26 protein-coding genes are annotated in these 22,795 nt (G+C 37.2%); 18 read left to right on the top strand and 8 right to left on the bottom strand.

What is annotated here, in order from left to right; all coding sequences use genetic code 11:
• Positions 1-175: 175 nt before the first annotated feature.
• The gene (locus tag ACIQ7T_RS09930; protein ID WP_370077167.1) at positions 176-433 is read right to left on the bottom strand and encodes a hypothetical protein; all 258 of its coding nucleotides are present in this window, start codon (positions 431-433) and stop codon (positions 176-178) included.
• A 107-nt stretch (positions 434-540) separates the two neighbouring features.
• Here ACIQ7T_RS09930 and ACIQ7T_RS09935 point away from each other — a divergent pair, with 107 nt between their 5' ends.
• Complete coding sequence (locus ACIQ7T_RS09935; protein ID WP_402870029.1) at positions 541-1,332, top strand: DUF2268 domain-containing putative Zn-dependent protease; 792 nt, start codon at positions 541-543, stop codon at positions 1,330-1,332.
• 258 nt (positions 1,333-1,590) lie between these two features.
• On the opposite strand, the gene ACIQ7T_RS09940 is transcribed toward ACIQ7T_RS09935, so the two are convergent.
• The 3 genes from ACIQ7T_RS09940 to ACIQ7T_RS09950 all read right to left on the bottom strand — a co-directional run bounded on the left by ACIQ7T_RS09940 (position 1,591) and on the right by ACIQ7T_RS09950 (position 5,287).
• A complete protein-coding gene (locus ACIQ7T_RS09940; protein WP_370077163.1) occupies positions 1,591-2,913 on the bottom strand; it encodes a CitMHS family transporter in 1,323 nt (440 codons plus the stop codon).
• Positions 2,914-3,018: 105 nt separating this feature from the next.
• Positions 3,019-3,732 (bottom strand): response regulator, encoded by a 714-nt coding sequence (locus ACIQ7T_RS09945; RefSeq protein WP_402870032.1) that lies wholly within the window; start codon positions 3,730-3,732, stop codon positions 3,019-3,021.
• A complete protein-coding gene (locus tag ACIQ7T_RS09950; protein ID WP_402870035.1) occupies positions 3,701-5,287 on the bottom strand; it encodes an ATP-binding protein in 1,587 nt (528 codons plus the stop codon). The genes ACIQ7T_RS09945 and ACIQ7T_RS09950 overlap by 32 nt, the downstream gene beginning before the upstream one ends.
• 691 nt (positions 5,288-5,978) lie before the next feature.
• On the opposite strand from ACIQ7T_RS09950, the gene ACIQ7T_RS09955 reads away from it, so the two are divergent.
• Positions 5,979-6,491: a DNA-deoxyinosine glycosylase gene (locus ACIQ7T_RS09955; RefSeq protein ID WP_370077157.1), complete on the top strand. Its 513-nt coding sequence runs from the start codon at positions 5,979-5,981 to the stop codon at positions 6,489-6,491.
• A gap of 281 nt (positions 6,492-6,772) precedes the next feature.
• Positions 6,773-7,183 carry a hypothetical protein gene (locus ACIQ7T_RS09960; protein WP_402870038.1) on the top strand — a complete coding sequence of 137 codons (411 nt, stop codon included), beginning with the start codon at positions 6,773-6,775 and terminating at the stop codon, positions 7,181-7,183.
• 235 nt (positions 7,184-7,418) lie between these two features.
• Here ACIQ7T_RS09960 and ACIQ7T_RS09965 read toward each other — a convergent pair whose 3' ends face one another.
• On the bottom strand, positions 7,419-7,910 hold the full coding sequence (locus tag ACIQ7T_RS09965; RefSeq protein ID WP_402870041.1) for an SRPBCC family protein: 492 nt from the start codon (positions 7,908-7,910) through the stop codon (positions 7,419-7,421).
• A 133-nt stretch (positions 7,911-8,043) separates the two neighbouring features.
• Here ACIQ7T_RS09965 and ACIQ7T_RS09970 point away from each other — a divergent pair, with 133 nt between their 5' ends.
• Positions 8,044-8,403, top strand: a complete 360-nt coding sequence (locus ACIQ7T_RS09970; RefSeq protein ID WP_370077153.1) for a YybH family protein — start codon at positions 8,044-8,046, stop codon at positions 8,401-8,403.
• On the opposite strand, the gene ACIQ7T_RS09975 is transcribed toward ACIQ7T_RS09970, so the two are convergent.
• The gene (locus tag ACIQ7T_RS09975; RefSeq protein ID WP_402870045.1) at positions 8,400-9,194 is read right to left on the bottom strand and encodes a sulfite exporter TauE/SafE family protein; all 795 of its coding nucleotides are present in this window, start codon (positions 9,192-9,194) and stop codon (positions 8,400-8,402) included. The genes ACIQ7T_RS09970 and ACIQ7T_RS09975 overlap by 4 nt on opposite strands.
• A gap of 437 nt (positions 9,195-9,631) precedes the next feature.
• Between ACIQ7T_RS09975 and ACIQ7T_RS09980 the strand changes: the two genes are divergently transcribed.
• From ACIQ7T_RS09980 to ACIQ7T_RS10030, 11 genes are all read left to right on the top strand, one after another.
• Positions 9,632-10,126 (top strand): DinB family protein, encoded by a 495-nt coding sequence (locus ACIQ7T_RS09980; RefSeq protein ID WP_402870048.1) that lies wholly within the window; start codon positions 9,632-9,634, stop codon positions 10,124-10,126.
• Positions 10,108-10,938 carry a helix-turn-helix domain-containing protein gene (locus ACIQ7T_RS09985; RefSeq protein WP_370077143.1) on the top strand — a complete coding sequence of 277 codons (831 nt, stop codon included), beginning with the start codon at positions 10,108-10,110 and terminating at the stop codon, positions 10,936-10,938. Before ACIQ7T_RS09980 ends, ACIQ7T_RS09985 begins: the two co-directional genes overlap by 19 nt.
• Before the next feature lie 221 nt (positions 10,939-11,159).
• Positions 11,160-12,143, top strand: coding sequence for an ABC transporter substrate-binding protein (locus ACIQ7T_RS09990; protein ID WP_370077142.1), 984 nt, complete (start codon positions 11,160-11,162; stop codon positions 12,141-12,143).
• Positions 12,144-12,232: 89 nt separating this feature from the next.
• On the top strand, positions 12,233-13,240 hold the full coding sequence (locus tag ACIQ7T_RS09995; RefSeq protein WP_370077140.1) for a FecCD family ABC transporter permease: 1,008 nt from the start codon (positions 12,233-12,235) through the stop codon (positions 13,238-13,240).
• Positions 13,233-14,264, top strand: a complete 1,032-nt coding sequence (locus ACIQ7T_RS10000; RefSeq protein ID WP_370077138.1) for a FecCD family ABC transporter permease — start codon at positions 13,233-13,235, stop codon at positions 14,262-14,264. Before ACIQ7T_RS09995 ends, ACIQ7T_RS10000 begins: the two co-directional genes overlap by 8 nt.
• 29 nt (positions 14,265-14,293) lie before the next feature.
• The gene (locus ACIQ7T_RS10005) at positions 14,294-15,076 is read left to right on the top strand and encodes an ABC transporter ATP-binding protein (protein ID WP_370077353.1); all 783 of its coding nucleotides are present in this window, start codon (positions 14,294-14,296) and stop codon (positions 15,074-15,076) included.
• The gene (locus tag ACIQ7T_RS10010) at positions 15,073-15,852 is read left to right on the top strand and encodes an alpha/beta hydrolase (RefSeq protein WP_370077136.1); all 780 of its coding nucleotides are present in this window, start codon (positions 15,073-15,075) and stop codon (positions 15,850-15,852) included. The genes ACIQ7T_RS10005 and ACIQ7T_RS10010 overlap by 4 nt, the downstream gene beginning before the upstream one ends.
• A gap of 94 nt (positions 15,853-15,946) precedes the next feature.
• The gene (locus ACIQ7T_RS10015) at positions 15,947-16,423 is read left to right on the top strand and encodes a GNAT family N-acetyltransferase (protein WP_370077134.1); all 477 of its coding nucleotides are present in this window, start codon (positions 15,947-15,949) and stop codon (positions 16,421-16,423) included.
• Between the two features lie 12 nt (positions 16,424-16,435).
• Positions 16,436-17,080, top strand: a complete 645-nt coding sequence (locus ACIQ7T_RS10020; protein ID WP_370077132.1) for a hypothetical protein — start codon at positions 16,436-16,438, stop codon at positions 17,078-17,080.
• Positions 17,081-17,172: 92 nt separating this feature from the next.
• Positions 17,173-17,655 carry a hypothetical protein gene (locus tag ACIQ7T_RS10025; protein WP_370077130.1) on the top strand — a complete coding sequence of 161 codons (483 nt, stop codon included), beginning with the start codon at positions 17,173-17,175 and terminating at the stop codon, positions 17,653-17,655.
• A 151-nt stretch (positions 17,656-17,806) separates the two neighbouring features.
• The gene (locus tag ACIQ7T_RS10030; RefSeq protein WP_370077128.1) at positions 17,807-18,319 is read left to right on the top strand and encodes a YfiT family bacillithiol transferase; all 513 of its coding nucleotides are present in this window, start codon (positions 17,807-17,809) and stop codon (positions 18,317-18,319) included.
• Positions 18,320-18,466: 147 nt separating this feature from the next.
• On the opposite strand, the gene ACIQ7T_RS10035 is transcribed toward ACIQ7T_RS10030, so the two are convergent.
• Both ACIQ7T_RS10035 and ACIQ7T_RS10040 read right to left on the bottom strand, forming a co-directional pair.
• Positions 18,467-19,078, bottom strand: coding sequence for an exosporium glycoprotein BclB-related protein (locus ACIQ7T_RS10035; RefSeq protein WP_370077126.1), 612 nt, complete (start codon positions 19,076-19,078; stop codon positions 18,467-18,469).
• Between the two features lie 254 nt (positions 19,079-19,332).
• The gene (locus tag ACIQ7T_RS10040; RefSeq protein WP_370077124.1) at positions 19,333-20,592 is read right to left on the bottom strand and encodes a hypothetical protein; all 1,260 of its coding nucleotides are present in this window, start codon (positions 20,590-20,592) and stop codon (positions 19,333-19,335) included.
• Between the two features lie 550 nt (positions 20,593-21,142).
• Here ACIQ7T_RS10040 and ACIQ7T_RS10045 point away from each other — a divergent pair.
• The 3 genes from ACIQ7T_RS10045 to ACIQ7T_RS10055 all read left to right on the top strand — a co-directional run bounded on the left by ACIQ7T_RS10045 (position 21,143) and on the right by ACIQ7T_RS10055 (position 22,787).
• Positions 21,143-21,781, top strand: coding sequence for a BMQ_0737 family morphogenetic spore coat protein (locus tag ACIQ7T_RS10045; protein ID WP_370077122.1), 639 nt, complete (start codon positions 21,143-21,145; stop codon positions 21,779-21,781).
• 141 nt (positions 21,782-21,922) lie between these two features.
• On the top strand, positions 21,923-22,498 hold the full coding sequence (locus ACIQ7T_RS10050) for a hypothetical protein (RefSeq protein WP_370077120.1): 576 nt from the start codon (positions 21,923-21,925) through the stop codon (positions 22,496-22,498).
• The gene (locus ACIQ7T_RS10055) at positions 22,491-22,787 is read left to right on the top strand and encodes a hypothetical protein (RefSeq protein WP_370077118.1); all 297 of its coding nucleotides are present in this window, start codon (positions 22,491-22,493) and stop codon (positions 22,785-22,787) included. Before ACIQ7T_RS10050 ends, ACIQ7T_RS10055 begins: the two co-directional genes overlap by 8 nt.
• The last annotated feature ends 8 nt before the right edge of the window (positions 22,788-22,795 follow it).

Here is a 22,795-nt window from a genome sequence, read left to right on the forward strand (position 1 = left end):
TTTATTCCGCTCCGACATCTTTTTTCTCATTATAAACAAAAGTACCCTATAGGATAGACTTTTTTCAAAGTGTCTATCTTATAGGGTACAGTTTAACATGAAATGGCTTGTTTTTTTCCCCGATGACAGTAAGTCTTTCATCGCGCAGCGGATAGTATAATTAGTCATTTCAATATTACCAAAATAGTAGTGGTGCTAGGGCAATTCCGGCAACTGCTCCAAGTGCGATACCAACTCCAAAACCGGCTCCTGGTCCTCCCCAACCCCAATAACCTAAACCATAACCGCCAAATCGTCTATCAGGTTGAATCCATACCTGTCTTCTATCCACCCTAGTTATTTCTCCGTAATGTACTCTGCCACCTCGTTCTTCAATTCTTACACGTTTACCATGATATTGACAACAAAGATTATAAGTATTAGCTGGATTCACAAACTATCCCTCCTTTCGACTTCCTTATAAGCTAATATATGCGGTTGCAATCATTATCACTAGCCGATTGTCTACTTCAGACATAAGCTATAGTAAGGGGGGAATGTATGTCTGTAATACCAACAGATGAGTGGCTCAATCAATTAATAGCTAGTCAAAGGCTTAATCTCAGTAAAAACTTTGAAGACTTACAACGTTCTATTCTTTGCGATCGTTTAGTAGGGATTTTTATTGGTGGATCTCCAGATGAAATACAATTTGAACTACAGCAACAGGGGCTTTTTAAATCACATGAAAAAATAGACATTAACAAGTTAAAAAAACAAAACGTTTGGGAAGTAGTACAGAAGGAATTTAACTATTTAAAGGAGAAATGGAACGGTCCAACAATACCAATCTATATCTTTCCGATCACGCAGGAGCAAACGATTACTAATAAAAACGGTGTAGCCTATCCAAATGCTATGTTTTTATATATTGGAGAGCTTGAAAAGCAGGAGCTTAAAGCGTTATTTGCACATGAGTATAATCATGTTTGTCGTCTGCAATATTTAGATAAATCTCTAGATGAAGTGACTCTGTTAGATTCTTTAATTTTAGAGGGATTAGCAGAATGTGCAGTGGAGGAGATTTACGGTGATAAATGGTTAGCGCCATGGTTGAGGTCCTACTCATTAGATAAAATGCTAGAAATTTGGAAGGAACATTTTTTACATCAAATCAATATTCAGGGTTTAAACAATCATGCTGAATTTTTATATGGTGGAAAGCTTCCTCAATGGATAGGGTATTGTATTGGTTATGAAATTGTAAGGACGTATAAAAAAAATCATTCATCCAATAACCTGCATGTAAAAAGCTCAAAGGAAATACTTGATGGCTCTGATTTTCCATTATAATCAATACCTAAGTAAAAGGAGAAGTGGAGACTGGGCGACTCCTTGGGGTCAGATCAAGATCACAGATCGCAGCGTCACGGATGAAACCCTAGAGCACAGCGGATGTGTTCTGTGCGAAAGCAACAACAACAACAAAAGCGGCTCATCGGACGCCCCAGGAAAGCGCCCAGCCAGAACGGAAATCGACCCTACGCTATGAGGATAGAAAAATAACCAGTTGCCGATTAATACTCGACAACTGGTATTCTAGTTAATTTATTAGATAGCAATAATTCCTAGTGCTACAGCAATGAAAAGTAAAGTAATGCTCAATCCCCACATCCAGAAGAAAGAGTACTTTAAGTGTTTCCCCATTTCTAAGCCTGATAAGCCTAAAGCTAACCAAACAGCAGGGGCAAGTGGCGATACAAATGTACCTACAATATTACCAATAATCATTGCATAGGCAGTTGAAAGAGAATCAATATCGAAAGATAAGCCAATCTGTTCAACTACAGGGAATAAAGCGAAGTAATATGCATCTGTACTTAGTAATAAATCAAATGGTACCCCTAATACCCCGATAATGATATGTAAATAAGATGATAGGGCTGATGGTAGAATGTTTACAGCGTTGTTGGCAATTGCAGTTAACATCCCAGTACCATTAAGGATACCTAAAAATAATCCAGCAGCAATGATGATAGATGCCATCGTTAAGGCATTCGGAGCATGTGCTCGTACACGTTCCATCTGTTCTTTAGGAGAACGATAGTTGATTGGTAAGGCGATGGCCACCCCAATTAAAAAGGCTAATCCTGCTGGTAAAATACCTGCAACTAAAATGCCGATAACAAGAACAGTAACAATTGCATTAATCCACAATAGTTTTGGTCGTTGTAAGCTTGTGTCTACTTCTGATGAAACAACACCTTGTGTAATAACATGATCATCATTTGTGAAGTCAAGGGTACCATATTGTTTTAGAATACGGCGCTTTTCTCTAAAACCAAGGAACACTGCTAAAGCTATCATTAACACGACACCAATGATTTGAATAGTGATTAAAGGATACCAAAGTTCAGTTACATCCGTCTCTAAAACTGAAGCAACACGACCTAATGGACCACCCCAAGGAATCATATTAATAACTGCTGCAGCTCCCCCAACTAGTAACAGCAATAGATATGGATTCATGCGTAAACGTAAATATAAAGGCAATAATGCTGGGATAGTAATTAAAAATGTTGAAGCACCAGAACCATCTAGCTGCGCTACTACAGCAATGATCACTGTTATTACTGCAACGACAATAATATTTCCTTTTGAAAGCGCAATCATTTTATTGATCAATGGTTCGAATAATCCTACATCCTGCATAATACCAAAGAAAATAATAGCAAAGATAAACATAACAGCTACGTTCATCACAGAGCTTAATCCAGAACTAAAGAATTCTCCTAATTCATCAAAATTAAAGCCAGCTATAAATGCTGCTACGATAGGTGGTATTACCATTGCTACAAGTGGTGATACACGACCACTAATAAGTAGAGCAACAATAATAATAATTGTTAAAAATCCAATTATACTTAAACTCAAAAATATTTCCTCCCTTTGTGATCAATCATTCTGATTATTTAAAAAATATCATAGTGCCAAAGGGAGGAAAACAATATAGTCATATGTTAAATAAAGAATATAATATTAGTTTTGTTCATAAGTTCCATGATATACATATTTCCGTTCAGGTCTTCCGACGGTGCCGTAAATCAATTTTGTCTGTAAAAACTGTTCGCCAACTAAGTATTCTAAATAACGGCGGGCTGTTGAACGACTTGAACCGATGAGTTCGCTTAATTGTGAGGCTGTAAGCTCCTGGGTTTTGAGATCTTCGAAAATGCTTTTAACAATCTGTAATGTGTGCAAATCAATGCCTTTTACAAACGTTTCTTCATCTATTATTTTATTGGTGGATTCCCTATAAAATAATGAATCAAGATCCTTTTGAGTGACATTTTTGCTATTTTGAAATAAATGATGTTCCTGTAAATATTTCTGAAATGCTCTTTGAAGTCGTTGCTCTTCAAAGGGTTTTATTAAGTAATCTGAAATCCCTAAGTCCAATATATCCTTTATTAAACTTATTTCAGTTGCTGCTGAGATTACGATAATTTTTATAGATGGATAGAGGTGGCGAATATGGCTTACTAATGAGCTACCTTCAACATCAGGAATATACAAATCTGTTAATATAATTTCTGGTAAACTAGAGGTCGTCTTTAGCTTTTCAATCGTTTCTTTTCCTGTGCGTAAATTTTCAATAACGATAAATCCTTTTATATTATGAACATAATCTGCATGAATTTTTGCTACTCTAAAGTCATCTTCAATAATCCATACACTTTTTGATATTGTCATTCTCAATGTCTCCTTTAGGAACTATTATTAAAAAACATGCTCCTGATAAATCACCTGAATCCAATAAAATTTCCCCATTTATCTCCTGAAGGGCTTTCTTGCTTATAGCTAGCCCATGTCCGCGATCTAACCCTTCTTTAGTAGATACCCCTTTTGTAAAAATTTTATCGTACATATTGTTATCAATACCTGGTCCATTGTCTTGAATCTCAAATAAGTAATGATTTTTATAATTGTTAATTGATAGTTGAATCACTTTATCTGAGGATTCCCAGCTTTTTAAAGTTTCAATAGCGTTTTGAAGTACATTACCAAGAGCTGTTAGAATAGCGTTTTCTTGCTGCTTAGATAATTCGATAGATGAAGAAATTTCGTTTAGCTCGAGTTTGATGCCTAGTTCTGCGGCTTCTGCAATTTTCCCCTGAATTAATGCAAGTAGAAGAGGGGTTGTTACATTGCTATTTAAAAAAGCTTGATTTTTAAGTTGTATATTTCGTTCTTCTTTAATAAATTCAATGGCTTCGTTGTAATGCTTATGAACAAGTAAACCTAAAATGATATGAAGCTTATTAGCAAATTCATGAGTATATGCCCGTTGAACATTTGCATACTGCTTCATCTGTTTTAATTCATCGATGATTTTTTGAATATCTACTTTCTTTCTAAAGGTGTATAGTGAGCCAATTTTCCTTTTCTTTTCAACTAAAGGCGTTTTATTTAAAATGATAATATGCTCATCAAGTGGTAGCTCTAGATTATGAATGTTTTTCTCTGCAACAATTTTAGGCGTAAAAATATGTTCAATTTTTGCACCCATCCAATCTGATAGAGATTTATTGTGAGCTGAATCTAGCATTTCATAAGCACTTTTATTGATGGTCGTAATTTGATTAAAGTGATCGACAGCTATTATACCCTCGGCTGTTGTTTCTAAAATGACCTTGTTTTGTTGATATAACTTAGCAATTTGAATAGGTTCCATATTAAACAATAACTTTTTAATATAAATGGAAATAGCTATTGCACCCAATATGCCTATTATAAGAATAAATACGGTGTATTTGATCCATTTGTGAATATAGCTTTCGATGATTGTATCGATATTTTCTGTTAAAAAACCGACAGATACAACACCAATAATTTTATTGTCTAATATGATGGGGGCTTTACCTCGAATAGATTCGCCTAATGACCCTATAGTTTTAGAAATATAAGCTTGTCTATCTAGCAATGCAGCATCATTATCTCCACCAACCATTTTTTCTCCAATTTTATCTTTTATAGGATGTGAATAACGAATTCCTTCAGAATTACCAACGACAATATATGCTGCGCCAGTTTCTTTTCTTAAAGGCTCGACGATTGGTTGGATGATTTCACTTGGATTTTCTTTATCAAATGCGGTAATGATTTCTTCCATAGATGCGAGGGTTTTTGCAATATTTAATGCTTCCTCTCCCATCTGTTTTTCTGTCGTATCCCGAATATGTTCTTGCAAAAGATACATAAACATACCACATATTAAAAGAATCAAAATACTTATTAAAAAAATCATTTTAACTGTAAGAGATTGGAACCAACTTCTCATATTTCACCTCTATGTAGTTTGATACTCGGAATTAATTTTTCTTCGTATAGGCACTTTTAAAAAATAAGTGACAAAATAAGTGACAGTATGCTAACAAAAACATCTCAAAAAGAGTGCATTTGAATTAGTCTATCATAAATATCCAACAAATAGAGAAAGGCCCTCAAGCTTGATTTATTTTAAGATAGTGGAGAAACCATCACTAAAAGATGTGGATGACATTTGTTATAAGTGGCTTTGAAAGTTGATTGGAGTGGAGGCTGGGCGACTCCTTGGGGATTAGCGATAAAGGAACGAAGGCTAAAACCATCACATCCTGTGGTAACGCCTTCGTGACCAACATCGGTGCTGCTGCCGCTACGTTAGCACTACGCTTTCGCGCAAAAAACATCTGTTGGCCCGAGACCCTGGAGCGAGCAACGCGAGTGAAGCGGCTCATCGGACGCCCCCAGGAAGCTTTGCTCTGTGCGAAAGCGAAGCGACAGCAACAACAAATGTTTTCTGTAGCGAAAGCAAAGCGTCAGCTACAAAGCGCCCAGCCGGAACGGAAATCAACCCCACTGTATAGTGATGAACCTTGATTTTTGATATTTGATACATGCCCTTCAATGACATTGACACAAATTTTCCGCTACAATTTAAGGAAGGAGTGATTGTAATGTCGAATGAACTTAAAAATGTATTACGACCAGTTATTGATTTATCAACGAAGGTGTTAATCGTCGGCTCAATGCCAGGAAAGCAATCATTAGAGAAACAACAATATTATGGTAACCAACGCAATCACTTTTGGCCGATTATTGGGGAAATATTAGAGATGGATGTACCTCAGGATTATGGACAAAGATTAAAATGGCTAAAGGACCATCATATTGGTCTCTGGGATACAATAGAATCGTGTGAGCGTAAAGGAAGCTTAGATGCGGCCATTCGTAATGAAAAACCGAATGATTTTAAAACGCTTTTTGAACACTATCCAAATATTGAGTTAGTGCTTTTCAATGGCGCAAAGTCATTCGAAGTTTTTAAAAAGCATATTGGCCTTGAGGTTTTAGATGGTCGAGCATATCAGAAAATGCCTTCTACTAGCCCAATACCAGGCAAAAATATTAAATCTTTTGAAGAAAAGCTTGAAGATTGGCGAGTGATGAACGCGTATTTGCCTAGATAATTACATTACAAAAAATCCCCTCCGATTAGTGTTATTTGACGGAGAGGATTATAAGTACTATTGAATAGGACATTACTGCCGAGTGTTTAGTAAGTTCCTGCGGGGCTTTAATAGAATTTAAAATGATATTTTTCAGCTAAGGTACGATTTTTTTCTTAGAAAACATACCTGGTAAATACGAATACGGTTTAGAACGACTAAATACAAAGCCAATGGGCACTTTGCTCAACGGTTATTAGCCCTTTTACATATATTGAATTATGTAAAGGGAGGGGTTTATCATGTACAATCCATATGAAGAAATTATGCCACTGCCAGAACCCGGTTTCGAACCATCATTTGGACTTCCTGGTTTTAGACCGCCACCATCATTTGGACCACCCGGTTTTGGACCACCACCATCATTTGGACCACCTAGTTTTGGACCACCACCAGCAGGTCAAATGCCTCTTGGACCACCGCCTAGCTTTGTGCCATCACTTCCACCTTTTGGAGTAGGTACAAGTGGTATTCAATCATGCTTATTCAGGAATACGTATATATGGATGTTAAATGGAACAGGCTTTTGGTTCTTCCTAACTGCTGTAGGAAGAGAGTTTATTGCAGGGTTCCGTTGGAGTAGTAGAAGTGGTTGGCGCTTCCAAACTATTGCAAGAAGAAATATTCGCTCGTATGAATGTTCGAGATGGTAATTAGGCGTATTAAGTAGCCATGTTAAACTTTGTTCCTCTATTACTAATCCCCAAGAAGTCGTCTAATCGGAACGAAGACAAACTATATTACTTAGCATGTATCTTCTAGTATGTTATTCCGAAAGCGAATAAAACGTAAATCACCTAAACGTCTGCATTGACCATTTTATTTTTCAACAAGAATAAAACTCCTAAAGCATGTGTCTCTGCTCTAGGAGTTTTATTCGTGATATGTTTAAATCTCCTCTACAGCATCCACAAGTTGTTTATACTCTGCAAACCATTTTTGCCATTCTTCCATTGGAAATTTCTCATGTACAGTTCCGTTTAATAAGTCCGAAAACAGGTTTAAGCATATATGCCAGCCGGCTAAATCTTTAGGCGTATGGTCAGTTAGCCCACCAATCGTTTCAAGTAATACTAATATAGAGCCATTGTCAGTGGGGGAGAGTTCAAATCTTACTGTATCTTTGCCCCAATCAAATTCGAGTACTTCCTTCTCGGCATAGTCTGTAATCGCTATTTCCTTATAAGCATTTGTTTCATCATTCATATTAAAATGGATTTTGCCATTCTTTCGAAGATCAATGATTTCTAAATTATTCATCCATTTTTGAAGCTTTTCATTCTCCGTTAATACGGCCCAAACAGCATCAGCTGAATGTGACAGCGGACGGTTGAATTTTACGACATAGTTATTTTGTTGTTTTTGAATAGTAGCGAGCATAAAGATCCTCCTTATTTACTTTACCTCATCATAAACTGTTTGAAATAGTCTTGTCACACCTTCTGCTATTTCATTCTTTTTTGTTTCTAAGTAGTAGAATTCCGGTTAATATTAGTAAAAAGGGGGAATTACCATGCCGTATCAACAAGCTTTAGAGAGTTATATTGCAGCGACAAACTCCCATGATTTTAATAACGTAAAGGAAATTTTGCATCCGCAAGCAGTGTATTGGTTTTCGGATAAAACATGCATAACCTTAGAAGAAATAGGTGCTTATTTTAATAATGCTTGGAATTTGATAAAGGAAGAGATATATTCAGCTACTAATGTCCAGTGGCTTACGGTTGATGAACAATCAGCTACCTGCATTTATACATACCACTATGAGGGCTATCATAACGGAAAATTTGTATCAGGTAGCGGAAGGGCAACGAATATTTTTACTGTCCTAAACAATGAATGGAAGTTAATTCATGAACATTTAAGTAGTTAAATGATTTTTATTGCTACTTGAATAAGTAGTAATGTAATGATGATTATTAGTAGTATTTTAGCTGCTTTTATCGGAATTTTCGGTAGAATTAAAAGTCCGAGTTGGGAGCCGATAATGGAGCCTATTGCCATCGCTATTGCATATTGCCATTGAATAAAGCCAGTTTGGTAAAATACTAAAAATGCCCCTGTACAGCTCCCGAATATAAGTACACGTGTGAGCTGCACAGCCTTTATGTAGGAGTAATGATAGCGTAAAAAATGCAGTATGCTGAAGGTTGAAGAGCCGGGTCCAAAGCCGCCATCATAAACTGCAATTAAAAATGGCTGCCATAATTTATTACTGTGTTTAGTGTTATTTTCTTCTGAGCTAATAGTCCATTCTTTATTTTTCAACGTTATAAATAGGGCGAAAATAAGTAGCATGCATGCAATAATATTCATTGTTTTTTCTGAGATGGATACTGTTAGGAGTGCTCCACACACGCCTCCGGCAATTGCTACAGCAACATATTTCATAATAGCTGCTAGACGAAGCTCTTTATGATAAAGAAGATAAAAGATGCTCGACAACGCTGCAATGCCCGATGAAAATTTATTCGTAGCAATGCCTGTTTGAATAGGTATACCAACAAGCATCATAGCAGGGATCGTAATTAGCCCAGCTCCTCCAGCAAGTGTACCGATAAAAGCAGCAATAACTCCGATACCGACGAGCGTCAGTGAAAGCTTTGTATAAAAAAGTCCTATTGCAATGGCAACGGTCACAATGAAAATAAAAAATTTTTTCATAAGCGGCTCCTTTAATGTTGTTAGTTAAAGGGTAATGGTAAACAATTTATAAATCTAATATATTATTTTTCGTTTTGTATAAATGATATTTATACAAAGTACAACTGATTTTTTCTTTTTAAATACAGTCTTCTTAAAGCTTCAACCTCTCCTAATTTATTATGCTTACGTTCATCTGCATAGCCCCTTTGAAATTGAAATATAAATAGTTATTATTGTAAGTAATGGAAGTCATTATTGAGCGAAGGGGATGGTAGCAATGAAACAGAATATATATCAATGGGGAGACTCACAAAATCCAACTTTCATCTTTTTACATGGATTAAAGGCTCTCCAATGCATGAGGTTTATATGAATAGAGTTCGTAACAAACAGTGGGAATTAAGTTGGTCGAAGCTACAGATTGTCTACTAAATTGAAGCGAAGGAGCTAAAGACGTGTATCACGATAAACATCATATAATTTCGCATTATGAAAGATCTATCGTGTTTGTGGAAAGCTTAGCAAACATAACAGAAGAACAATGGCGTACTCCTATAGAATCTGGAAAATGGACGGTTGCAGAGGTCATTGGCCATCTTACTCCGTGGGATGAATTTGTGGTAAAACAACGTCTACCGTTTCTTTTTACAGAAGAAAGCTTACCAAAAGGACCGGCTGTAGAAGAGATGAATGCTAGTGCGGCAAGGAATAGTCGTGCACAAAGTAAAGAAGAAACGATAGCCGATTTTATCACTCAGAGACAGCAACTAATTGACGCACTTTATCAAATAGTGGTTAAGCAATGGCAGCAGCCTTTTACAATAGGTGCGTCAGAATTAACACTTTCCGGTTATTTTGCTAGTTTAGTAGATCATGATTTGCATCATTTTTCTCAAGTACAAAAAGTTTTAAAGAATATAGAGGGTATAAAGTGGATATCAAGCATTTAATCGATTATTATGCACATGCGTCTGTAAGTTTTACAGATGTTTTTACAAATAAAATGGAGCCGGGCCAAATAGATATTGGTCGAACAACAGCTCCTGGGAAGTGTGGCTTGGTTGTGCCGCTGGCGGGTAGCGCTATATTTAGCTTTAACGGTATCCCTTATGCAATGGAGCCGGGTATGGTCGTACACGCAGGGCCACAAATGCCAATCGAAATTAAAGTTACTAGCGATCAGGAATGGGAGTATGCAGTTGTACATTATCATATTCCTCCCGAAGAAATACCTCAATATCCATTATCAGCTCAGCATTTTTTAATCAATACAGGCTATCATACAAAAATTATTGACTATGTACAGCAGCTAATAGAAAGCCAAGCAATGCCAGGTAATATGTCAATATTCAAAGCAAAGATTCTATTTATGAATCTTTTGGAAGCCATTCTTATGTCGGCAAAAGTGAAGGTTCTTGATACGGCAAGTGAGCAGATGGAGCAAGCTTTACAGTATATACATGAGAATTATGCTAAACAACTTTCTGTTTCGAAAATTGCTGAAGAATTTGGCGTGGAGCGTCGTAGGTTTGCCTATTTGTTTGAACAGCATACTGGGATGAATCCTAGCATTTACTTAACGGAATATCGTATACGACGGTCGAAGGAGTTACTGAAATATGACAATTCGCCAGTAGCGGAAATAGCTGAATGTGTAGGTTATGTAGATTGCTTTTATTTTAGTCGAGTATTTAAAAAATGTACGGGAATGTCCCCGACAGCTTATCGGAAATTAATGATGGAGGAAGCTAAATACGTATAAAAAGTTGTTTCTTGAAAAAAGAAGCAGCTTTTTTGTTGTTTCAAATCGGCAAAAGTCCATGTGATTCATGAAATTGTCCATTCACAACAGGTTTTCTCTTTGTTAGGATAGTATCCGTAAATGATAATGAATATCAATTAAATTAATAAAGTCTATTGACTTATAAATGAAAATGATTATCATTATCAATATAATTAAGTTCGTTAGGAGAGAATAAATCTATGAATAAATATTTTAAAATGTGCGCACCCGCTTTATTAGCTCTATCCTTGGCTGCATGTGGTACGGATAAAGCGGAAGAGTCTAATACATCTACAAATAATACGGCAGAAACTAGTGCAACAGAAACACAAACAAATCAGGCGAAAACACAGACGATTACATACTTAGGCGAAAAATATGAACTTCCTGCAGAAGTGAAAAACATTGTAGCTGCAAGTTTAGAATCTATGGAAGATGCGGCAATGCTCGGTATTAAGCCTGTTGGTGTACTTGATATCGGTGGAAAAATTCCTTCCTATCTTGCTTCTGAATTAGAAGGTGCTGAGCTTGTTGGAAATAAAATGACACCGAATACTGAAGCCATTCTTAAACTTGATCCAGATGTTATTTTAGGTTCCTCAAAATACCCTGAGGAAATGGCTGAAAAGCTTAAAAAAATTCAAACGATGATTCCATATTCACATGTCTCTACAAATTGGAAGGAGAATCTAACATTACTTGCCCAGCTTACAGGTAAAGAAGATGAGGCGAAAAAAATCATCGCTGATTATGAAGCGAAGGTTGCTGATTCCCAAGTGAAATCTAAAGAGCAATTAGCGGACAAGCAAGTTCTAGTTATTCGGGTACGTGGTGGCATAATGTATATCTATCCAGCAGGCGTTTACTTAAACCCTGTTTTATATGAAGATTTAGGGGCTCCGGTACCAGAGGTTTTAAAAACAGCAAAGGCACAGGCCGAACTATCGCTTGAAACATTAGCAGAGGTAAATCCTGATGCTATTTTCCTTCAATTCGAGGAATCAGAAAATGCTGACGCACCAAAAGCGTTAGAAGAGCTACAAAAAAATCCGATTTTCGCAAGCTTAAAGGCATCACAAAATAAACAGGTTTTCGTGAATGCAATTGAACCGTTAGCACAAGGTGGTACTGCATGGTCTAAGGTGAAATTCTTAGATATCGCAGCTGAAAAATTACTTAAATAGTTTAGACAGGCTGGTAGTAGATTTGGTGGCATCACCAGGCTATTACCAGCCTTTTAAAGGCATAATTGATATAGAAAAAGGTGTGGAAATTGAAAAAAACAAACATGGTGGCATTTTCAATAGTAGCAGCTTCTCCATTCCTAATTGCGGTTGTGGCATTAGTATCTGTTATGTATGGCACAAAAGACATTAGCGCAATTACGGTGTGGCAGTCGATTACTGCATTTGACCCTTCAAATGTGGATCACCAAATTATTCGAACAGGACGCATCCCTAGAATTGCCGCAGTGTTACTAGTTGGAGCATTTTTAGCAGTAGCTGGGGCAGTGATGCAAGGTATTACACGAAATTATTTAGCGTCCCCATCATTAATGGGAGTTAATGATGGTTCAGCATTTGTGATTACGTTAGCAATAGTATTTTTCCCAGGGCTTCCTAATTACCAAATGATTCTACTTTCAATGCTTGGTTCAGCATTAGGGGCAGGGATTGTCTTTGGTTTTGGCTCTTTAATTCGAAATGGTTTATCACCAGTAAGGCTGGCCATTATTGGAACGGTCATTGGTACGTTTTTAAGCAGTATTGCTACAGCCATTGCGATGTATTTCCAAGTATCACAAACGGTAAGTGTTTGGTATAACACAAAGGTACATATGGTGGATATGGATATGCTCATGTTAGCTGTTCCATTTGGATTAATTGGTTTAGTTCTTGCACTGTTATCAGCTAAGGCTATTACAATAACTTCACTAGGAGAAGATATCGCTATTGGACTTGGACAAAAAACAAAAGCAGTGAAAATTATTAGTATGCTTGCTGTAGTTTGTTTAACAGGTACAGCAGTTGCACTTGTAGGAAAGATAGCCTTTGTAGGGTTAGTCATTCCTCATATTACACGTTTCCTTGTTGGAGTCGATTATCGCTTTATCATTCCTTGTGCAGCTGTAGTAGGTGCGTTTTTCTTAGCGCTCTGTGATGTACTCAGTCGCTTTGTTAATTATCCATTCGAAACTCCAATCGGCGTATTAACGGCCTTGGTTGGTGTCCCATTCTTCCTATACTTAGTTCGTAAACACGGAGGTGAACAACGTGCGTAAAAAAACCTCAAGTGTATTTGTTATGACTGTTTCCATACTCGTGTTATTTATTTTAGGTGCCAGCTATCTCCATATGACAAATGGTGTCTTTGATATGTCGGTGATGGATGTTTTAAAAACATTGCTGCGCATTGAACCAAATCCAAAATTCGATCTTGTCATTTTTGAATTCCGTTTACCACGTATTGTTATTGCAGCATTAGTAGGTGTTGGCCTAGGGATGGCAGGTGTTGTGCTACAAGGCATTACGCGTAATGGACTAGCAGATCCTGGGATTTTAGGGATCAATGCTGGGGCTGGTGCAGCGGTGGTCATATTTATGTTTTTCTTTCAATTACGTCTCACATCCGCTGATTATAGTAGCTGGTTATCGATTTTGATGATGCCGATTTTTGGATTCGTCGGTGGTGCGATGGCAGCTATGTTGATTTTCTCATTTGCCCGAAAAAATGGTCATTTAGATATGCAACGGCTAATTTTAACGGGGATTGCGATTAATAGTGGCTTTGGGGCATTGTCACTGTTTTTATCATTGAAAATGAATGCTCAAGATTATGAAGCTGCCGCTGTTTGGATGGCAGGCTCTATTTATAATGCAAACTGGATCTTTGTTGTGACAATGTTACCGTGGCTTATTTTATTAGGCTTTTATGTTTATCGGAAATCGTATTTGCTCGATTATTTTCAATTAGAAGAGGATAGTATTACTAGCTTAGGAATAGCGGTAGAAAAAGAGAAAATGAAGCTGTTATTGGCAAGCGTCGGCTTAGTAAGTGCCTGTGTATCAGTATCAGGTAGTATCGGTTTTATTGGATTAATGGCACCACATATTGCTAAACAGCTTGTTGGTATACAAAATCGTTATGTCATGCCAGTAAGTGCGTTGATAGGCGCGGGATTGCTTATATTAGCTGATTTTATAGGAAAAACAGTATTTGCGCCGTCTGAGCTGGCAGTTGGTATTGTCGTCTCGATTATTGGGATTCCGTACTTCTTATATTTACTAGTGAAATCGAAGGCATAGGAGGAAAAAGTGTGCAAACTGCATTTAGAATGGAAAATTTATCTTCTGGCTATGAGCAGATTCGTGTGTTTGAAGACTTGAATTTAACAATAGAAGAAGGAAAGGTTACGACCATTATTGGTCCCAATGGATGTGGGAAATCTACACTATTAAAAACAATTGGTCGTATATTAAAGAAGCAACAGGGCACGGTTTATTTACAGGATCAAAACATGCAAAATTTATCGACGAAGGAAATTGCGAAAAAGCTAGCTATCTTGTCTCAGACTCCTGTTGCGCCAGGTCAGTTAAAGGTTGAAGAGCTCATTGCTTATGGTCGTTATCCACATCGAAATAACGTTAATCGCTTAACAAACAAGGATGAGGAAATGATTGAATGGGCCTTAAATGTGACAAATACAATGGAGTACCGAAATCGAGAGCTTGCTCAGCTTTCTGGAGGTCAACGCCAGCGTGTATGGCTTGCAATGGCCTTAGCGCAAGAAACAAGTATTTTGTTATTAGACGAACCGACAACATATTTAGATATGGCACATCAGTTAGAAGTGTTAGAAATTGTGAAAAATTTAAACGAGCAGCATCATTGTACGATCGTTATGGTATTGCACGATATTAATCACGCGGCACGATATTCCGATCGTTTAATTGCAATGCGACAGGGGGCTGTAATGAAAACCGGAACACCTGAGGAAATTTTATGTGCAGATGTTATGCGGAACGTCTTCAATATTAATGCACGTATTATGGAAGATCCAGTTACGAAAACACCAGTATGCTATGGATATGATGTTATGAAGGAGACCAACAAATGATTGAGGAGAAAATCGTGAAAGCACTTGATTATATGACGCAGCAAATTGTATCGAAGTTTACGGATTATACGTATACGGTAAATATTTATGTACCGAACGGAGAAGTACCAGAAGGAGGCTTTCCAGTCTTATACGTATTAGATGGCTCGTCTTATTTTCATCTTGTAAAGGAAGCGGTTCGCCTACAAAGTCGTAATGCACCTAAAACAGGAGTTTTACCAGCCGTTGTCGTTGGCATTGGGCATGGCGCAGACATGCATGAACGACGATTTTATGATTTTACAGGACAAGCCGAAACGTATACTTATCCTGCTAGGTTTAAAGGTAAGGGCCATGAGAAACATGGAGGTGCAGAGAACTTTAGTAGATTTTTAGAGGAGGAATTAAAGCCAAATATTCAGGCTCAATTCCCTGTAAATATGCAACATGAAGCACTATTTGGACATTCATTAGCGGGTTACTTTGTACTTTGGCAATTATTCCATCATCAAGCAAGTTTCCAACGCTATATAGCGATTAGTCCTTCTATTTGGTGGAATGAGCATGAACTAGTAGGTTATGCGTCAACATTTTTAAAAGAGCGTCCATTTGCTTATGAAAAACTATTCATCGGTGTGGGAGAACTGGAAACCTTTATGGTTGATGATGCACAACAAATCGCGAGTAAATTGCAGAATATCATGGATATCTCCTTCTATGAAGCGTTGGAGGAAAATCATGCTTCAATCGTTCCAACTGTTATGAGTAGAGCAATACGTTTTGTGAACAAAAAATAAAGAGTGGTGACCGCATTATCTTAAGGTAATGCGGTTTATTTATGATTAAAAATTCATTATAATGTATTTTTAACCATGAAAGGAGTGTTGACAGATGAACATTATTTTAGCACAAGTAGAGGATGCTTCAGTAATTCATAACGTTATGCTACAAGCCTTTAAAGAGTATGAACATGCAACACCACCATCAAGTGCATTAAATGAAACGATTGAATCGATTGAACAGGCGATGATGAAGAAAGGAGAGCATGCCTTCATCGGTTATATCGATGAACAACCAGTTGCAATGGTAAGATTTACACTTAGTGCCCAAGGAATTTATTTTTTTAGATTATCTGTAATTCCAGAAAAGCAAGGACAAGGATTGGCTACAGCATTAATTGCTGAGCTTGAACAATTCGCGCGCACGAAAGGAAAAAGGATTAGTGAATGTAAAGTGCGTATGAGTGTACCAAGAAATATTGAGTTATATCGCTCATTAGGTTATATTGTCACAAAAGAGAGCAAGGAAGAAAATCGTAACGGTTTCTCTCTTTCTGTGGCGACAATGGAGAAACAGCTTACGAATTAGGGGGGACTGCTCTTGAGGAAAAAGCTTGGCTGTTTACATGCACATCATTCAAATATTGAGTATATAGAACAGGCATTTCAAAACATTGAGAACGTAGAACTAGTCCATTTTGTGGATCCAGGTCTTATACTTCAAGTATCGAAAGGGGCAGACAGGTTAGTTTTTAAGGTGAAAGAGCAACTCAAATGGATGGAAAGTTGTGATATGGATGCCATTTTAATAACGTGCACGAATTATATTGCATTGTTAGAGAAAGAACAGCTGGAACTTTCTATTCCAATTATTAAAATAGATGAGCCGTTCTTTGAAACAGTATGTGAAGAAAAACAGCCTCAAATGATTCTTTTTACAAATCCAGAAACCGTAGAAGGTACGATGAACAGACTTCAGCAATACGCTGAGCAACATGAAAAAACAGTAGATGTAGTAGCAAAAGTTATCGACAATACGTTTGAACTGATTATGCAGGGAAAAAAGGAAGCGTATAATAACGCTATTAGACAAACTCTTCATCATCTAGCGGAGGAGCAACGGCAAATTTTAGTTGCACAACTTTCAATGGTTGAGGCTGCACGGCGATTCGAAAAAGAGTCAACGTTAACGATTACTCATCCGTTAAAGTCGTTAGCTAAATTTGTGATGAAGTCTATAGAATAATAGTTCGTACCAAATTTTCTGAATACTCTGTAACGATTTGTGTGAAAAATTCGTTTCATAGGAAATAGCCATAACTTATAGGGAGTGTAGTAATGAGGCGATGGGTACTTATGGTAACCGTGTTGTTATTGTTGGCAGGCTGTACAATGAGCGAGAAAGCGATTGCTCTGCCAAATGATTTACCTGATTTTGTGCAAGAAAGTGACTTTAAATCAATTGATTGGTACCAAAAGGCAGCTGAATTTGGAGAGAGAGGTATTATTGGTAATGCAAATAAATCGGGTGTTATCGGTGCCGATATGCCGAGTTTAAACACTCAAAAATGGATGTGGCATATTTGGGGAATTGAAGAAGGTCAAGATACCAAGTTAACAATTGTCGGGTATCATAAAGATTCTAAAACAGTGCATCCTATTTTAGTAGATGGTTGGACTATAGGGCTTGGAGGACCTGCTAATGGTGCAGATGCTCATGCACCTTCGAATGTGACAATCCCGAAGCCTGGAGAATGGGCAATTTTACTGTATACGAATGGGAGCTACTTTGATACGTTAATTTATGATATTACTGAATAAAAAGTTAATATTCCACATAATGTGACCCTCGTTTTGTAAGCAGAAATTCTTACAAAATGAGGGTTTTACTTAAAAAAATTAAGGTGAATAGCGTGAAAAATATAAAATTGGTAATATGAAAAGTAAGAAAATAGAAATGGAGGATAGTTAAATGACCGATTTACGATATCCAATTGGACAATTTCAATTTCCGGAAGTAGTGACAGTGCAGCAAGTAAAGGATTGGATAGAGGATATTCGTCTATTACCGACACAACTAGCAGAGGCACTTAGCGGAGCAAGTGAACAAGCCTTAACAAAATCCTATCGAGAAAATGGTTGGACTGTTACGCAGCTTGTCCACCATATTGCAGATAGTCATATGAATAGCTACATCCGTTTTAAGCTAGCTTTAACAGAGGATACTCCGACAATTAAACCTTATAACGAAGTGGAATGGGCACAGCTTCCGGATTCGGAAATGCCTGTTTCGACATCTTATAAAATGATTGAGGGCTTACATGCACGCTGGGTTTATTTGCTGACAAGCTTAACAGTAGAGCAATTACAACGAGCATTTCATCATCCTGATTCAGGATTAATGACGCTTGAAAAAGCTGTAGCACTATATGCTTGGCATGGAAAGCATCATCTAGCACATATACAGATTGCTTTGGCGAAATAACAACTATATTTTTAGAGCGAAAAATAGGCGATTTCCTGATCTTGAAGAAAATCGCCTACTTTTGAAATTGTTTTCAAGTAATTATCGTATGTTACACGGATAATGATACTGTATGGTAGCTTTAATCTAACTTACGAACATAAATTTTTATACAATATTAATTCCTGCACTTGCGTTACCAGTAACAGTAGCAACAATCCCTGAGGAAGTAATGGAGAACACCATTAGTAATCGATCACCAGCAGCTACTGGCACTGGTGTAACGTTTCTAGTACCAAATGTAATAGTACCTACTGCTATTGTTGAGAGAGCTGGTGCTAAATCAACAAATGCATCTGTAGGGCTGAAAACATTACTTCCCGCAACCGCGCGGTAAATTTGTGCTCTGACTGTTGCTGTTCCTGTAAGGGTTACAGCAACTGTTGCAGACAATGATGCAGAAATAGATGTAATAGTACCAGCACGTGGAACTGAAAAGGCTTCTGTTCCTGTAGCAGCTGTTAAGTCTATATTTGTACCAGTAAGAGTTACCCCTGGAATAGACGTACCGAATCCTACCATACTTACTGTACCGATCGCGCCACCAAGAACTGATGTTAAAATAACAGGAACTGTTCCTGATGCGAATGGGATGATCGAGCCTGTTGCTGGTGGAGTAGTAATACATGCAGCTTCTATAGCTTCAAAAGGACCGAGTGCAGTACACTCATTTTTATTTGCGCAGCCGCCGCACGTTGAATTCATACAATTCATACACATTTTTACACCCCCTTTCTTCATTATTCTATTCAGCTAAGATTATAGGGTTAGGGCAATTAACTCTATTGCAATTTTTATATGCGGAAATATTGGGGCTTCTTTAGAGGTGATTTTTGTCGATGGCAAGTATTCGTTAATTAATTTGACATTCTACTAAAATGTTAGTTGAACAGAAAAAAGTCCAATATGTATTTTCATACGTATTGGACGGATTTATCGTAAAATCTCCATAGACTGTACACCACAACTTTAAACTAACTCCATTTTCGAAAGAAATTGAAAAACAAAGAACCCTTATTTTTTTTCTGGCTTTCTTCAGGTGATTCTTCTTTTAGCTCGGGTTGCTTGTTTACTTCTTCAATTTGTGCTTGGGTTTCTACCCCTGATGAAGGTTCGAAAAATTCACATTCATTACTTTTTAAACTAGGGGATTTATTTGTGTCCTCTTGCTCGTTAACCACTTTAACTGCTTCCAGAATGACAGGCTCATTAACAGTTTCCGCCACTTCTAGAATGACAGGCTCATTAACAGTTTCCGCCACTTCTAGAATGACAGGCTCATTAACAGATTCAGCTACTTCCAGAATGACAGGCTCATTAACAGATTCAGCTACTTCCAGAATGACAGGCTTATTAATAGTTTCAGCTACTTCAAGGATGTCAGGCTCATTAACAGTTTCAACTGCATTATGATTGCCAGGCTTATTTGTTATTTCTGAGTTCATTTCATCTACAGTGACAGCAGTATTTTTTTTTCTGTAATTGTCAGGAGTTGAGGCATTGTCGGATGGTAAGGCAGATTCATTCATATTAACTGGAATTTCCTGCGTGCTTGTAGCGTGTTTAAAATGGAAGGTGGATTCGGTTGTGGTATTTCTATATAAGCCATTATATATTTGGCTTGGATGAGTATTTATTGATTGAAAGTATTGTTGATTAAAATGGCGTTCCTCGGGTACATCTCTTTGATTCCCGTTGCGAGTAGAAGGTATGCTATTGTTACCATCTAATTGCGCATTTGTAGCTTTACCTGCCAGACTTTGTAACATTTTATAAGATGGCTGTTTTGATGTAATCCCCGATTGATTTGTTGTCTGTGTAATGATTGGGTCCCTTTGTACACCGTTAGCAATAAATTTAGATGTGTTTTCCGTTTTAGGTATAGTGGTTAAAGCTTCAGTATTTTCAATCGTGAGTAATTTGTTTAAAACCATTAGTATTTCTCGGTTCCTGCCCTCAATCGTTTGATTCAGAGACTCAATTTGTGCCGATAGAAACTTTACCTGCTCCTCATAGCCTCGGATTTGTGAATTTTCTTGCTTATCACCCATTGTTTCAGTAAGCTCTTCTAAAAATGCCATTTGTGTTTTAATCTCATCAAAATCCATTTTCATAAATAGGGAATCTTCAATTGAAGTTCCCATTCTTAATGAAGTTAACGTATCCTTGTAGGCTTCTATCCTTTGCTTCAATTTTTCAATTTCTTGAGTGGAGTACAATTTTGAATCTTCCATTGCATTTCACCCCTTTCTGTCCATTAATATTTTATTAAAAATAGTTACTTTCTGTTACAAATATACCAATCCTTTTGAATATTTTAGTTCCTTCATTAGAAGAGGAGATGTAAGTAAAAATGATACATACTGTTACTGAAGAATTTTAACTTCTTTTAGCAAATGCCTTTTGTACCGAAGCGTAGCGACAGGTACAGAAGTCTCACGCTTCTATAGGTGGAGAGATGAATGCGTATTTAAGCTACTTTTCGGTGGGTATCCAAACACCCACTGAAATAGAGAAACGCAGTCTAAGACGCCACGGCCTGTGGCATTACTGAAATGACCTACATCGTGTCGGCCCTCTACTGCTACGCTTTCGCACAGAAAACATCTGCAGGCTAAGTGCAAAGCCGATTCCGGACGCATTGTTTGCCTGCGCGACAGCGGCAACTATGCCGAGGCATCATTGATTAAAAATCAAAACAAATTATTCATTAGCCCATACACTTATAGCTAGAAAACATATGATACAAACGAAAGATAAAAAATTTATGGAGGTGTCAAAAGGATGCTAGAGAATATGCCATCCCAGGCGCAAGAACTAATTTGTATCAACGTCGATAAGGTATTTGACTGGATTGTAAAGGAAATGTCTTTTGATTTTTCCCCTACTGGACCAATTACTTTTCCAGGAGTAACGCCAACGACTGATTTAACAGGTGCGGTAGTTACATGTAAGGTAGTTCCATCAACAACTAATCCTATTGTGATCTTGAACCGTGAGAATCGCCAATTCACAATTGATGGTGCAACTGTATGTCTTCAAAATTTAACTATTCAAAAGAATTTTATTCTTACGATAGTTGTTTGTTTACCGAACGGCACTATGTTCACAAGCAATACTATTCCACTTTCTCGTTGCGAACAAGTTACATTATGTGCGCCGCAAGGGACAGATGTAGAAATTTTATTCACAGATTTAGATTGTTTCGTGTGTACAACTGGAACATTAACAGCTGGAGCAGGTACAATTACGTTTTCTGCATTAACTATTACTGTATCTGTTTGCCAAAGTATTCAATCTACATTCCCAGTTACTGTGGAATTCTTAGCAACTTTCTGCGAGCCAAGAGCAGAATTACCGTTCGCATGTCCGGGTGTAGTTCGCCCAGCGCAATGCCCTGCTGTATTCCCGTCTGTCGGTTAATGGTACTAACACATAGAAGAAAATCATATTGTAAAGAGAGGATAATCCTCTCTTTTTTTTTATGGAAGGACGTAACAGCCATAAAAAGAAGTTTGAATTTGCTTTGGTTAATTCAATATTATTAGCAAAGGGGTACTGATTATGCTTACTCGCATCGATCGTGTAGAAGAAAAAATAAATGAACTAAAAAAACAAACGGATTTTTATGTTCATGAAATTAAAAAAACGGTTGAGAAGCTTTTTATTCCGGATAGTGTCAACATCATAAGTTATTTCACATCCTCGTTCAATATTTCTTATAATCCTGATGAGGAGAGCTTATGCTTGGGCTCTTATCATATTCGCAATATAGGTAATCAGCCTATAACAAATCCGTATCTATGTATAAAACTGCCTGAAGAATCTCCATTCTCATTCTCAGGAAGGTATGTCTATGAACATTTCGCACCAAATTTAAAAGGAAACAGTAGCTGGGAGCGAATCAATGATCAATCAAGCAAGGAGGAATTCTGGCTTAGACCTATAGGAAAAACAACGCTGGAGCCAAACGAAACACTATCATTCCCTAACTTTCAAATCAAATGGGGTCATAATTTTTCTTATTCAGGAAGTATCATGGGTTTTACATATTGTGATCAGCTAAAAGATGGTGTCGTTGTCTTAAATCCTATTAATCTCAATGGAATTAGTCATACACAGGAGGATGAAAATGAGTGAGTCTGAAAATATAAATCAAAAAATAGATAGTGTTGTCCATCAACTAATAAAGGAACAGCTTACGAATCTATCTAACTATAGTAATACGAAAAATAACAGCTTTGCTTATCTCGAGAAAGGAACTTTGAATCTACTTCTTGCTTATTTAATGTCAGGAGAAAAGAGCAAAGCTGAAGAAATTAGTGATGAGGGAATAGAAATTAAGATTATTAAGCAGCTTGATGAGATGTTAGAGGATAGTAAGGAGCAATTTGAAGAAGTGATTAGTTTACTTAGAAAAATGTCGTGATAGGTGGT

The organism is Lysinibacillus sp. NPDC096212 (assembly GCF_044763105.1).
GTDB lineage: Bacteria > Bacillota > Bacilli > Bacillales_A > Planococcaceae > Lysinibacillus.

Bases quoted from the DNA above. Each gene is read 5' to 3' on its own strand.
- ACIQ7T_RS09965 (WP_402870041.1), bottom strand. From the start codon at position 7,910: ATGCTCGCTACTATTCAAAAACAACAAAATAACTATGTCGTAAAATTC.
- ACIQ7T_RS10040 (WP_370077124.1), bottom strand. From the start codon at position 20,592: ATGGAAGATTCAAAATTGTACTCCACTCAAGAAATTGAAAAATTGAAG.
- ACIQ7T_RS09970 (WP_370077153.1), top strand. From the start codon at position 8,044: ATGCCGTATCAACAAGCTTTAGAGAGTTATATTGCAGCGACAAACTCC.
- ACIQ7T_RS10005 (WP_370077353.1), top strand. From the start codon at position 14,294: ATGGAAAATTTATCTTCTGGCTATGAGCAGATTCGTGTGTTTGAAGAC.
- ACIQ7T_RS10015 (WP_370077134.1), top strand. From the start codon at position 15,947: ATGAACATTATTTTAGCACAAGTAGAGGATGCTTCAGTAATTCATAAC.
- ACIQ7T_RS10010 (WP_370077136.1), top strand. From the start codon at position 15,073: ATGATTGAGGAGAAAATCGTGAAAGCACTTGATTATATGACGCAGCAA.
- ACIQ7T_RS09955 (WP_370077157.1), top strand. From the start codon at position 5,979: ATGTCGAATGAACTTAAAAATGTATTACGACCAGTTATTGATTTATCA.
- ACIQ7T_RS10050 (WP_370077120.1), top strand. From the start codon at position 21,923: ATGCTTACTCGCATCGATCGTGTAGAAGAAAAAATAAATGAACTAAAA.
- ACIQ7T_RS09945 (WP_402870032.1), bottom strand. From the start codon at position 3,732: ATGACAATATCAAAAAGTGTATGGATTATTGAAGATGACTTTAGAGTA.
- ACIQ7T_RS10035 (WP_370077126.1), bottom strand. From the start codon at position 19,078: ATGTGTATGAATTGTATGAATTCAACGTGCGGCGGCTGCGCAAATAAA.
- ACIQ7T_RS09950 (WP_402870035.1), bottom strand. From the start codon at position 5,287: ATGATTTTTTTAATAAGTATTTTGATTCTTTTAATATGTGGTATGTTT.
- ACIQ7T_RS10030 (WP_370077128.1), top strand. From the start codon at position 17,807: ATGACCGATTTACGATATCCAATTGGACAATTTCAATTTCCGGAAGTA.
- ACIQ7T_RS09960 (WP_402870038.1), top strand. From the start codon at position 6,773: ATGTACAATCCATATGAAGAAATTATGCCACTGCCAGAACCCGGTTTC.
- ACIQ7T_RS10025 (WP_370077130.1), top strand. From the start codon at position 17,173: ATGAGGCGATGGGTACTTATGGTAACCGTGTTGTTATTGTTGGCAGGC.
- ACIQ7T_RS09935 (WP_402870029.1), top strand. From the start codon at position 541: ATGTCTGTAATACCAACAGATGAGTGGCTCAATCAATTAATAGCTAGT.
- ACIQ7T_RS09975 (WP_402870045.1), bottom strand. From the start codon at position 9,194: ATGAAAAAATTTTTTATTTTCATTGTGACCGTTGCCATTGCAATAGGA.
- ACIQ7T_RS10045 (WP_370077122.1), top strand. From the start codon at position 21,143: ATGCTAGAGAATATGCCATCCCAGGCGCAAGAACTAATTTGTATCAAC.
- ACIQ7T_RS10055 (WP_370077118.1), top strand. From the start codon at position 22,491: ATGAGTGAGTCTGAAAATATAAATCAAAAAATAGATAGTGTTGTCCAT.
- ACIQ7T_RS09990 (WP_370077142.1), top strand. From the start codon at position 11,160: ATGAATAAATATTTTAAAATGTGCGCACCCGCTTTATTAGCTCTATCC.